At 48.7% G+C, this 11415-nt stretch carries 10 protein-coding genes; 6 read left to right on the top strand and 4 right to left on the bottom strand.

All coding sequences use genetic code 11. The annotated features are described in order from the left end of the window. Positions 1-397 precede the first annotated feature (397 nt). Positions 398-1354 carry an aldo/keto reductase gene (locus IXB50_RS21605; protein WP_215611068.1) on the bottom strand — a complete coding sequence of 319 codons (957 nt, stop codon included), beginning with the start codon at positions 1352-1354 and terminating at the stop codon, positions 398-400. Between the two features lie 529 nt (positions 1355-1883). Here IXB50_RS21605 and IXB50_RS21600 point away from each other — a divergent pair. The 3 genes from IXB50_RS21600 (at position 1884) to IXB50_RS21590 (ending at position 6355) form a co-directional block, all read left to right on the top strand. Then, a complete protein-coding gene (locus tag IXB50_RS21600; RefSeq protein WP_215611067.1) occupies positions 1884-2939 on the top strand; it encodes an NAD(P)/FAD-dependent oxidoreductase in 1056 nt (351 codons plus the stop codon). 51 nt (positions 2940-2990) lie between these two features. Then, positions 2991-5369, top strand: a complete 2379-nt coding sequence (locus tag IXB50_RS21595) for a hypothetical protein (protein WP_215611066.1) — start codon at positions 2991-2993, stop codon at positions 5367-5369. 425 nt (positions 5370-5794) lie between these two features. After that, on the top strand, positions 5795-6355 hold the full coding sequence (locus tag IXB50_RS21590; RefSeq protein WP_246564860.1) for a gluconokinase: 561 nt from the start codon (positions 5795-5797) through the stop codon (positions 6353-6355). Here IXB50_RS21590 and IXB50_RS21585 read toward each other — a convergent pair. Together IXB50_RS21585 and IXB50_RS21580 are read right to left on the bottom strand one after the other, a co-directional pair. Further along, positions 6352-6903, bottom strand: a complete 552-nt coding sequence (locus IXB50_RS21585; RefSeq protein ID WP_246564858.1) for an SRPBCC family protein — start codon at positions 6901-6903, stop codon at positions 6352-6354. The two genes, IXB50_RS21590 and IXB50_RS21585, sit on opposite strands and share 4 nt — an antisense overlap. Positions 6904-7031: 128 nt before the next feature. Continuing rightward, the gene (locus IXB50_RS21580; RefSeq protein WP_215611065.1) at positions 7032-7958 is read right to left on the bottom strand and encodes a phosphodiester glycosidase family protein; all 927 of its coding nucleotides are present in this window, start codon (positions 7956-7958) and stop codon (positions 7032-7034) included. Between the two features lie 116 nt (positions 7959-8074). Between IXB50_RS21580 and IXB50_RS21575 the strand changes: the two genes are divergently transcribed. The 3 genes from IXB50_RS21575 to IXB50_RS21565 all read left to right on the top strand — a co-directional run bounded on the left by IXB50_RS21575 (position 8075) and on the right by IXB50_RS21565 (position 10503). Then, a complete protein-coding gene (locus IXB50_RS21575) occupies positions 8075-8653 on the top strand; it encodes a hypothetical protein (protein ID WP_215611064.1) in 579 nt (192 codons plus the stop codon). A 107-nt stretch (positions 8654-8760) separates the two neighbouring features. Then, a complete protein-coding gene (locus tag IXB50_RS21570; RefSeq protein WP_215611063.1) occupies positions 8761-10059 on the top strand; it encodes a S8 family peptidase in 1299 nt (432 codons plus the stop codon). A gap of 81 nt (positions 10060-10140) precedes the next feature. Beyond that, complete coding sequence (locus IXB50_RS21565) at positions 10141-10503, top strand: hypothetical protein (RefSeq protein WP_246564857.1); 363 nt, start codon at positions 10141-10143, stop codon at positions 10501-10503. Between the two features lie 122 nt (positions 10504-10625). Here the strand turns inward: IXB50_RS21565 and IXB50_RS21560 are convergent, their stop codons facing one another. Continuing rightward, positions 10626-10937: a hypothetical protein gene (locus tag IXB50_RS21560; RefSeq protein ID WP_215611062.1), complete on the bottom strand. Its 312-nt coding sequence runs from the start codon at positions 10935-10937 to the stop codon at positions 10626-10628. Positions 10938-11415 lie beyond the last annotated feature (478 nt).

The following is an 11415-nucleotide window of genomic DNA, read 5'->3' as shown; positions in this document are numbered from 1 at the left end:
TGTTTTTATTTGCTCTTTATCGCCTATTGCCGCTTCTTCGTACATCCCTCTCTACAAATTTGTACAAAGTCCAAAAGCTATACAGCAAGTAGATTATCCAGACTATGCTTCAGGTACCGAGCCACCCTTCAATGGCAGGAGTGACGACTTCCCAATTAGGCAAATTGGGGTTTCCCAAATCCTGGGGGACCAGGCTCAAAGCCCCCAATGTTGGAGGCTTGGGGGCATATTCGAGGATGCTAACTCTCAATTTTCGATCTTAATCAATGATTAGGTCAACCTACTTACTGACAATTTTATTTCTGCCATTGGTACGTGTCACAAATATTTCGCTATTGATTAGGATCTAATCAGCGCATTTCCACCCCCCTGGCTATAGATCTAGATCATCCTGGGACTACATATCCCAGATATTGGCTAAGGAGTAGGGTCCCCCTTCAATTTCCCAAAACTTGCCACTAACATAGCGACGATTTAGATCAAGGGCTGCGATCGCAGCCATATCTTCCTGGGTCAGGGATACCGTTGCCGCTGCCAGATTTTGCTTGATTCGCTCCGGGTTCACTGATTTAGGAATGACCGCAGTGCCTCGATGCATGGCCCAACTGATGAGTATCTGAGCCGATGTCACACCATGGCCCCTAGCAATGGATGCAATGGTTGTATTTTCCAATAACACGGGTTCATCAGCTGCCTTGAGGCTGGTAGGTCGATCCGATGAGCCCAGGGGAGAATAGGCTGTCAGATAAATGTTGTTTTCCTGACAAAAATCGAGCATTGAGGGCTGCTGGAGGTAGGGATGCAGCTCAATTTGGTTCATCTCTGGCTGTAGGCGTGCATTCTCTAGCAATGCCTGTAGTTTAGCTGTACTAAAGTTAGAGACACCAATATGACGACAGAGTTCTGCATCTACCAGGGCTTCCATTTCGTACCAGGTGATTAATATGGGCAGTACTTCTAGAGAGACGAGCTTGTCTGGCGTTAATGGAAATGACGCGCCTTTTTTCAGGGCGACGGGCCAGTGGATGAGATACAAGTCTAGATAGTCCAGTTGTAGATTGGAGAGAGTTTTCTCCAACGCCGGACGTACATCGTTGGGGGCATGGGAATCATTCCAGAGCTTGGATGTAATCCATAGCTGCTCACGGGTCACTACCCCCTCACTAATGGACTCTGATAAGGCCTTACCGATTTCTGCTTCATTGCCGTAGATGTGGGCACAGTCGATGTGGCGATATCCCGTTGCGATCGCACTTTTGACGGCAGTGTACACATCACCCGGTGCAGACTTCCATGTACCTAACCCTAGCATCGGCATCTGGTCGCCATTTTTGAATTGAAGTGTAGTTACCATTGATCCGCTCCAAAAGCCTTGACTTTCATAAAAGTAGCAAGGAAATTTAGATTCGACCCACCCGATGAAGGCGCATCAGCAATTGACCAATTCACCCGTCTGTCTCACGTCAGGTTAGCTTGGTAAATTAAGGCTTGCGCGAATCATCATTGTCCTAGCTCAACTAACAGACTTTAAAAGTGGAAAGAAAGTACCCCTGAGGGTATCACCAGGTTGGGATAAATTATTCCATCCTGAGTACATACAGGCTGAATATATAGTTAAGTAACAAATATCCTTTCCAATCTGCTCACAGTCAAAATCTTACCCGTATAAGTATGTGGTCCAAAGAGATTTTGATGGATACTACATGAGTAAAGAGTACCCCCAAGGGTAATGCCAGATAGGTGTAAATATTCCATCTTGAATACATGTCAAAAAGATAGGTTCTAAACCTGATAAATCCATCTTTTGTCAGCGAATTGTCTTATTAAAAGCAGCGCATCATGTTTGTTATTTAGAGCTTTTGAAGATCTTAGAAATAATTGATATGCTTTATGACGCGGCCATAATCGGTGCTGGTCCGGCTGGATGTGCAGCAGCCATTACCCTTGCTCGTAAGAATTTGCATGTTTTGCTCATTGAAGCCTCTGAATTTCCCAGACACCGTCCTGGGGAATCATTGCATCCTGGTGTGGAACCGATATTTGAGGCCCTTGGTATTGCCTCTGAAGTTAACGCAAAGGGATTCATTCGTCATGCGGGACATCGAATTATATGGGATCAAGAAATCCTGGGACGAACAGAAAAATTTGGCAAAGATGAACACCATGAATGGTATGGATATCAAGCTTGGCGGCCAGAACTTGACCAAATACTACTCCAACAAGCTAAGGCCTGTGGCGTAACCGTTTGGCAACCCTGTCGGGTGCGAGACATTCATCTGGAAGGGGCTGAACTTGTTGGATTGAATACAGAGAGAGGGGCCGTTCGGGCGCGTTACTTTTTAGATGCATCAGGGCGGTCCCAATGGTTGCTCCATAAGCTAGGTCTGCACTCCTTGAAGTACTCACCTAAATTTCGTGTGCGTTATGGATATGTAACCTGCCCAGCGGCAGTTGATGCGTTTGAGACTCCCTTGATGCATCGTGATCCTGACGGCTGGACTTGGATAGCACGGGTTCGGGAGAATCGGTGCGCCTGGGTCCGGATGCGGTTTGACGGTGTTGATCCAGGTTCTGTCTGGCGACCACCACTGCTAGAAAACTTTGAAGCCATTGGCTCTAGTAAAGGAGAAGATATGACATGGCGGATTGGAGAGAAATTAGCCGGAGAGAACTGGTTTCTGATGGGTGATGCGGCGGCTGTTTTAGACCCAGCCTCTTCCCATGGCGTGCTCAGGGCATTAATGTCGGGAATGCAGGTCGCCCATATGATTGTTGTCTCTGTGCAAGGCAAGATTTCAAATACCCTGGCGGCGAAGTTTTATTCTCAATGGTTACAGGACTGGTTTCATAGCGATGTCAGTCGCCTAAGAGAACTTTATTGGGACGGAAACGTAAAACCGCAGCAGCAAGAAACAACAGTGTTAGCAAGCACTGTTTAGATATGTCCCAAGGCATGATCCACTACTAAAAATATGGAGAGATAACCTACTATGGCACTGATCACTGATGTGAAACAAATTTGCGATCGTCTTGCTGATGCGGGCTGGCAGGACCTGATGCTAAAGCATGGCATTGATATTAAGCAAACTAGCGAGCAGGCACTAGCAAGTGCGTTGGCTGTAGACGTTGATGTTGATCGGACAATTCCTGGGTTTGAGGATTTTGTTGCCAGTCGAGCTAAGGGCATCGAGCCAGGGGATCCTGCTGCTAGCTTGCTCTATCATGCGTTTGCGTCTCCTAATGTCACCCTGGTGCCAGAGCAAGACACTCCCTTGGGACCGCTGAGTCAATCGATTAAAGATTTTCCAACGCTAGAAGAACTCGATACGATTATCAATTACATTTTTGCGAAGGCCAGTCGCAGCCTATCGGATGTGCAACGATATGCGGCTGAACTCTTGGATGCCAATGTTAATACTGTTGAGCTGGCTGTTGCTGTTTTTGCTTCAGAGTATCGACCAGCGTCTGAAACCCCCCACCAGCGCTATGCAGATTTATGCCATTCCCGCACAGGAACAGCCCGTGTAGGAACGGTAGGGGCTATTTATGATGGTAAAATGCGCGGCTATTTTCCCTTTCGGGATGGTGATAGCACCAATACAATTCGTGTTTTGCCTTGCCATTACAGTACCTGGTTAGCTGTTCGTTCGGTTGCCCAAGAAGGTCGTTTTGGCCCTGCCCGTGCCCTCCAGGGAGATGAGGGTCGAAATTTCTGGGTGCCAGTGCATAAACTTTTTGATGGAAGTGAATGTCTGCGAGGAGAAACATTGCAAATTTCCCTATCTGCCCGCCATCAGAACAAAAAGCTGGAGCGTCTCCATGAGCATTTAGAAAATTCTGGTTTTCCATCGGGCTTTAGTGGGACTGATCGTCAGCAATCCCCTTTTATCAATGAACAAGGTTTGACAGACTGGTTAACGGTTCCTCAGAATGGATGCGGTTTACTCAGTCCACAACCACACCCGCTAGCGGCAAGGGCTACCTTTAGCAATGCGCCCCTGACATTTCAGGCACCTCCGATGAGTGGAGGTAATTTTAGTAGTGCCTTTTCGCCAACGCTCACCCTGAATGCACCTCAGCCGCCAGTCCGCCCATGGCCGGAATATGCCCACGTCCGGTTTGATGTGCGCGAGGGTAATGCGGTCTACTTTGGCGATCGTTCTGATGCGGTTACCCGAGCTACAGCAGGCACTTATCGAGCCCTTAATATTTCCGATTTCACAGCTGATGGTTGGGTTAAGGCAACTGTGTCTGGTCTTGATAGTTTGCAATCTATTCCTGCCTATTCCCTGATCGCTGCTCCTGACTTTTTCCCAGCGGTTGATCAGCGTGAAGTGTACGAATGGTGGTTAAGCATTCAGGACCAACGTGTGTTGTCGAACCAGCCAACCTGGTTGCAGCAGCTAGTGCAGGAGGGCTTTTGGAATTTTTGGCGTGCCCAGCCGATACCCCTGTCAGATGAGCGTTCAGCACCCAACATTACCTTGACAAATTCTGAATTTAAGGGAGATGACGATACCGTAACAGCGATTGTAACGACCCTACAACGTATCGACCTCCTAAAAGCAAAATCGATGATGCCAACAACGCTGCGCCATGCAACACTGCCTGATGCTGCAGCTGGGATATTTGCCCCTGGTTGGGACACCAGCGGTGATCGGGTGCCTGGTGGCGGCACTCACCTGGCATCCTATGGTTTAGGCAGTCCATTTCCAGAGGATGCGAAGCTTTGTGCTGCTTTAAGTACCTTCTGGCCAGCAGTGGCCCCAGATACGGAACGAACCTTCTTCGGCGATCAGTCCAGTAGTGCAACTGGAACCGGAACGGTCTGTCCATTGACTGATGAAGAGAATGGGGCTACGCCGGGGAGTGTCTCTTGGGACGGATTACGAGGGCCGCGAGTGTTATCAGAAGATGGCAGTGGCACTACGGTTCGCTATCCTAGATATGAACAGGCAGACTATACCTTAAGCGCACTGGAAGGGAGATTTTCCATTGCTTTAACCAGAAAAATTGATTTTCGGGAGTATACAGGCCGAATTCTGGCAACGTTGCGCATGTATCGTGCTCTTCAGGGCATCGGTACGAAAAGATCGCTACATATCCTGTCATTTCGGCAAGTGGAATCCAGTGATACTACTCTGAGGCAAGCGCAGGACGAAACAAGAACCGCCCTATCAGGTCCCGTTTATCGATTTGACGTCTTTGATGATAGGGATACTGCAGGTTTGCCCTCCAGCAGCATTGATCAAGAAGACTTTGCTGTCGGTGTGATCTATACCTTGTTTATTGGTACCAGTGATTTTCTTCTGGCGATGGCTCGCCGTGGCGATGGTTCACAGGCTCGCAGTCGTTGGTTGACACTTTAGGCTGATAAGTAGGTTGACCTAATCATTTATAAGATAGAAGATCAGAAGTCAGCCTCCTCGAAAGGCCCCCAAACCCCCAATTTTGGGGGCTTTGAGTCTAGTCTCCCCCAGGATTGGGGGACGGAAGGGGGCCTCAGCATCTGAAGCCTAATTTGGATAACCTACTTACTTTGTTGACTCCTTTGGGGATGATCTAGTTATATGAGGGGATCCGCGTAAGCCGGGAAATTCTGATCAGGTCAGGAAGTGAGTGGTTCGGGGTTGGTCGTTAGTCCCTGACTGGAGTTTAACGACTCACTCCCAACGACTATCTTCCAGAAAACGTCCCGCATTAAGTTGATACTCCTATACCCCTATATGATTCGCTTGCTCTGATGCGTCTGCTTATCTTCCATTAGTATTATATGTCTGTGCCAGGTTAGGTAATGGAACAAGACATAATGAACGACTGCCCACTGATATGGATCATGATGGGGGTTTCCGGTTCGGGCAAAACGGTTGTTGGACGACTGCTGGCTGAACGACTAGAAAGTGACTTTTTAGAAGGCGATCGCAGGCATCCTGTGCCAAATATTCTAAAAATGCGATCGCAACAGCCCCTTGACGATAAAGATCGACACCAGTGGCTTTTAGAAATAGAAGAGGATATACATCGGGCAATTGCTAAAAAACGAGAGACTGTGTTGACCTGTTCTGCTTTAAAGGTGTCCTATAGACAGCGGCTGACCTCCTTGGAACGAGTGCAGCTGGTGTGGCTCGATGTACCTAGCGTAGATCTAGAGCGACGGTTGCGAAGACGATCAAATCACTATATGAAGCCTGAAATGCTGGCTAGTCAATTAGCAGCCGTTGAACCCATTAGCCCAGACGAAAATGTCATCACAATCGATGGACGATTGCTGCCCGCAAAGATTGTTGACGAGTTGCTGAGTCAGGCAACCTGGCTCTACCCAGATTTAGAAACAACTTGGTGGCAACGGTTTTAACTCTCTGCTAACGCTTTCAGGTTACTCAATCCTTTCTCATACTCTGTGCCGATCATGCTGTCCATCATGAAACCAAAGTAGGTGCTGATAGGCTGCATGAGTGTGGGTACCCCCGCCCGCATATCCGAGTCTAACGTCCAGGAAACGAGCGTACCCTCATCCTGGGGAGCCAGCTTTAGCATGGCATCGGCCATACCCTGATCACCAAAGTCCAAATGACTACTCACATAGTTAGGAGACTCAAGGGCAATGATTTCCTGAGACCCGTCACCCACCTGAGGATCTTCGCTATGCCACTGCATCGTTTGGCCCACACCAGTGCCACTGATCGTCATCTCAGCATCGGGATCCATCTCAGCCCAAGGAGACCAGGCATCCCATTGGTTTAAATCACTAATCAATGGAAAGATCTTGGTCGGTGGAGCGCTGATCAACAGACTGCGTTCCACATGCACCTGACTGGGTAAAGCAAACCCAGCGACAAATGCGATGAGAACGAAGCTTACTAAGCCACCGATAACTTTCAAGAACATACGCTCAGTCTCCATAGACCATGATGGTATGCCTTAGTGTAATCAAGAATTCTAGATGGTGGAGGATGGTTGAAGAAAGTTTTAAGAACCGATGTCTAGGGTTCTAATGGTTCAGCGTTGAAGAAAGTTTTAAGAACCGATGTCTAAGGTTCTAATGGTTTAGCAAAGAAACCTAAGTGATTGGCTACGGGACGCTCTCGACCGGGGATTTTAGCCTGGATCGGGACATTCAGAACTTTGGGACCCTTGGGGGTTGAGATCGCCCCCGTTGTTGATCCACCTCCATCTAGCCTAATGGCTGTATCTGCGCCCAAATCTTTCACCAGATTAGTAATCTCCTGCAGGGTAATTCCCTCGGCATAGAGGGGTTGTTTCCCATCGGCTAATACTAACCAGAGACGAGTGCCATCGGCATCTAAAGCCGCTACTGTAAAGGGATAAGGCTTATTGTTCTCAACCAAAATTCTTTTTTTTACCTTATCTGTTGGTTCTCCGTTTGCCAACATCGGCAAATTGCCAGCCACGGCCTGTTGAGTCCCATTGTGGCAGCTGCCATCATCGCGAATCACTGCTCGCTGTTCGATAAAACACAGGGTCGGGCGATTTGTTTTGAGAATAGATACGAGTTCTCCATCGGACATGGCCAGCCCAGAAATGTTAATGGGTTGGTCTGAACGGGGGCTATAGTTCCAGGGTGTGAGTTCGCGAAAAGGAAAGAAAAAGTTGGCATTGACGGCTAATTGCAAGTTATGGGTCTGCAAAAAATCTGAGGTGCGCTGAGCCAGGGTTTCTCGTCCTTGGAGGCCAACCCGATTGGGTTCTGCTCCCTCATATCCAGGGGTGGTGTAGGGCCTCACCCCTGGAGTCGTGAGGTCAATATCAAAGATATGAATAATTTGAGGCCTGGGCTGGTCTTTGACTTGTCGACTGTAGACAATGCCTTGAAAGAGTGGCTGATGAGTGATGGCTTTACGATCAGGACGGCGCAGGCTATAGCTTCCATATAGAACCAACGGCGTCAATAGACCCAGCCAAATCAGTCCTTCTGTCACTTTTCGCCAACCAAACATGGAATCCTATCCAAAAAATTGAGGGTTTACTTGTAGATTTAACAAGGGCTAATTCTACAACTGCTCTAGCAGACTTCCTGATGCATTTGTGGTGAGTATTACTTATTTTTTTGACTATGGGTCAGAATTATCGTCGATTTTTACGTCGTCAAGGTTGGTCTATTCCGGTCTTAGTTGCGATCGCACTCTTTGCATTCCATGCCATTAGCACCTTAGTCTTTAGCGTTTTGGGTCTGGCTCCCAGTAGTCCACAATGGGGCTTAACTATCATTTTAGGCAGCTTCCTGGCCTTTGCTGGTGCGGCGGCAGGACTCCATACTCTTAAGCCTTTTCCCCTGCGTCTAACCGGACTGATCAGCGGTATGTCATCCTTAGCCATCCTTGGTTTTTACAGCTTTGGACAGCTGAGCGGACAAAATCCCAAGTGGGCCGTTGTCGGGGCGGTTGTTGGGGCCATTATCGGGGCTGGTTTTGGGTTTTGGGCTGCTCGTCAGTCAGGAATTTGGCAAAGTGCGATCGCGCTTTGCGGTGGTCTATGCGCCTACGGAGTTGCCTTTGGGGTTGGTACCTGGGTCCCTGCCGCCATCAAGGTAGGCCGTTGGGACATCGCTCTGGTATTGGGACTATTAACAGGACTATATCTGTGGTTTACTCGCCGCGCATTGGGGTGGGCCTATCGTCAGTTTCTTACTTAAGATTACGTTTCATTGACGGTATGACGCAATGAGTTATTCGCAAGTTGTATTGAGCTTAGGGCGAGAGTATTCGTCTAAAAACACTTGTAAGTAACTAAGGGTGAATCATGACTATAGAAACTACAGGGCGTTACCTTGTACTACTGCCAGAAGAAGACCTGGGTTCAGGCATCCAAGCCCTATCCAGTGCTACGGGGATTTCGGGGGTTGCCAGAGCGGCTGATTTTGAGGACCATGCCTTTACCACAGCCGAGTTGGAGAGTCCTAATGCGTCAGTATTTGATCGCTTAGGTGTGGCCGTCGTCCCCCTTGACCCCGATCAGGCCCAGTCAGTCAGAGCCAGTGCTGCCGCCCATAACAATGTGTTGGCCATTCAGCCAGAGCGGATAGTCTACGCCATTGGTCAGGCAGGGCTATCGGCCGATTATCTACGGGGGTATAGTGACGCAGCCACTCACCTATGCGAACAAGCCGGTGCACAGAAGGGACAACTAAACATCCATGACCAACCGGTCGATTATCCAGAATTTAAAGATGACCAAACTACCTGGGGACTTAAGGCTACCCGAGTTATAGAGTCCACCTATAGCGGTCTGGGAATTAAGATTGCTGTCTTGGACACAGGGCTAGATCTAGCACATCCTGATTTTGCTGGTCGTGTGGTCCACAGTCGATCATTTATCGCTGGAGAGAGTGCCCAAGATGCCAATGGCCACGGTACCCACTGCATTGGCACGGCCTGTGGTCCCAAGGATTCTCCAGAACTGCCACGTTACGGCATTGCCTATAATGCCGAGATTTTTGCAGGCAAGGTGCTTAGCGATCGAGGTTCTGGATCGGACAGCGGCATTTTGGCTGGGATTGAATGGGCTGTCAATAATGGCTGTGCTGTGATTTCCATGTCTCTAGGTGCGCCCACTCGTCCTGGCGATACCTATTCCCCCATCTATGAGCGGGTGGGGCAGCGGGCATTGCGCAGCGGTTCCTTGATTATTGCAGCGGCTGGTAATGACAGTACTGACCTAGCCACTGGCAGACGGTTGGCTCCTCCCAAGCCTGTTGGCTACCCAGCCAATGCCCCTTCTCTAATGGCGGTGGCGGCTCTGAATAATCAGCTACAGGTCGCGTCCTTCTCCAATGGCACCATCAACCTGGACGGTGGTCAGTTGGATATTGCCGGACCAGGGGTGGATGTGCATTCCACCTGGCCCATGCCTGACCGCTATAACAACATCAGTGGGACCAGCATGGCAACACCCCACGTGTCTGGAATTGCCGCCCTCTATGCTGAGGCGACTGGAGCCCGTGGCATGGAGCTATGGGCCTGGCTCATGCGAGACGCGCAACGATTGGGCCTATCTGGCACTGATGTTGGCATCGGTTTAGTACAGGCACCCTTACTTTAGGGGTGGAGCTGTACATTTTCTGTACATTTACAAGGCCGTTGCTGATTTCTTATGTAAGATCAGCAACGGCAACTAAGAATTATGAGCAATACTAGATGGCTCCGACAACTTACCCATTGGCTGCTTGTTGTCATTGTGACAGTGGGAGTATTGGGTTGTTGGCCCAGCGGGTCAGATGCTGTGAATGCAAATCCAGGAGATGATATGGATAAGGTAAAGGTAAATATCACCATTGATGATGCTCACCTGGAGCAGATTGATCAGGTCACCGAAGCGCTTAAATCTGCAGGTCTAGAGGTGGAGCAAACTCTCTCCACACTTGGCATTGTCACTGGCTCAATCGCCTCAGATAAACTCTCATCACTGTCAGAGGTAGCTGGCGTTGACTCGGTTGAGTCGGATAAGCCGATTCAACTATCGCCACCGGATTCTGACGTGCAGTAAAGAAGAGAGTTTTGAATTTTGAATTTTGAATTCTTTAGGTTTTACCTTTTGATGTACAGGCGTTCCATGGCAACCTCTTCAGACACAATTTTTGGAGCTTATAAAATCCTTATCCCTTCAATCTAATCGCGTTCCAGGAAAAGTTTGTATCCAACCCAAATAATTCCAAAGAATAGCAGTACTCCAGCTAGCCAGGCGGCTATCCGTACGGCCACAATCGCCCCAAGGATAAGTAAGCCAAACCTGACGATTTTGGGTAGACGCTTATACCAAGGGCGAGCCAGGGCCGCTTTGCGGTTGGCCTTGAGCTTACCTGGAGTGGACGCGTCTATTTCTGACTCCAACTCACGCATCCGCACCTTGATTTCTCGTTCTTTGAGCTTTGCTTCTTGGTTGTGGAGTTCTTGCTTTTTAGACTGATGATCAGGATTCATGGGTTGCAGACAGGCAAGGGGTGCTTCTAAGATATGCGCTGATTTAGAGACCTGCAACTGCTTTAAAGCAGTTAAGTAGGTGGTCCCAATTAGCTACCAGATATCCAGGCCCCCTTCCGTCCCCCAATTCTGGGGGAGACTGGACTCAAAGACCCCAGAATTAGGGGCTTGGGGGCAGATTCTAAGAGGTTAAACGGTTTGTTTATATCTTATAAAGGATTGAACTGACCTACTTACTGAATACAAGTAGGGGATCTGCTTAAAAATAAAGTACTGATGCCTTACGGCTATCGCCTTTAGGGGCAGTCCCTTGTGGATGTCCTTTGATGCCGGGCGCTATCAGCCAGGATTTTATAAATATCTTTTATCCTTGGGTTAAATCTCCTTTATTTCAATCTTTTCTCATGGTTCGCTAGAAAATATAAGAGAATAGCGAATAGTACACTAGAGCTCAGACCCCTATCCCCGCCAAGTAATG

This window comes from Leptothoe spongobia TAU-MAC 1115 (assembly GCF_018739885.1).
Lineage (GTDB): Bacteria > Cyanobacteriota > Cyanobacteriia > Phormidesmidales > Phormidesmidaceae > Leptothoe > Leptothoe spongobia.
Note: the sequence above shows the minus strand (reverse complement) of the source record. Positions and strands in the feature narration are given on the sequence as shown.

Coding starts and splice junctions, on each gene's coding strand:
- IXB50_RS21605 (WP_215611068.1), bottom strand. CDS start 1,354: ATGGTAACTACACTTCAATTCAAAAATGGCGACCAGATGCCGATGCTA.
- IXB50_RS21600 (WP_215611067.1), top strand. CDS start 1,884: ATGCTTTATGACGCGGCCATAATCGGTGCTGGTCCGGCTGGATGTGCA.
- IXB50_RS21595 (WP_215611066.1), top strand. CDS start 2,991: ATGGCACTGATCACTGATGTGAAACAAATTTGCGATCGTCTTGCTGAT.
- IXB50_RS21590 (WP_246564860.1), top strand. CDS start 5,795: ATGGAACAAGACATAATGAACGACTGCCCACTGATATGGATCATGATG.
- IXB50_RS21585 (WP_246564858.1), bottom strand. CDS start 6,903: ATGGAGACTGAGCGTATGTTCTTGAAAGTTATCGGTGGCTTAGTAAGC.
- IXB50_RS21580 (WP_215611065.1), bottom strand. CDS start 7,958: ATGTTTGGTTGGCGAAAAGTGACAGAAGGACTGATTTGGCTGGGTCTA.
- IXB50_RS21575 (WP_215611064.1), top strand. CDS start 8,075: ATGGGTCAGAATTATCGTCGATTTTTACGTCGTCAAGGTTGGTCTATT.
- IXB50_RS21570 (WP_215611063.1), top strand. CDS start 8,761: ATGACTATAGAAACTACAGGGCGTTACCTTGTACTACTGCCAGAAGAA.
- IXB50_RS21565 (WP_246564857.1), top strand. CDS start 10,141: ATGAGCAATACTAGATGGCTCCGACAACTTACCCATTGGCTGCTTGTT.
- IXB50_RS21560 (WP_215611062.1), bottom strand. CDS start 10,937: ATGAATCCTGATCATCAGTCTAAAAAGCAAGAACTCCACAACCAAGAA.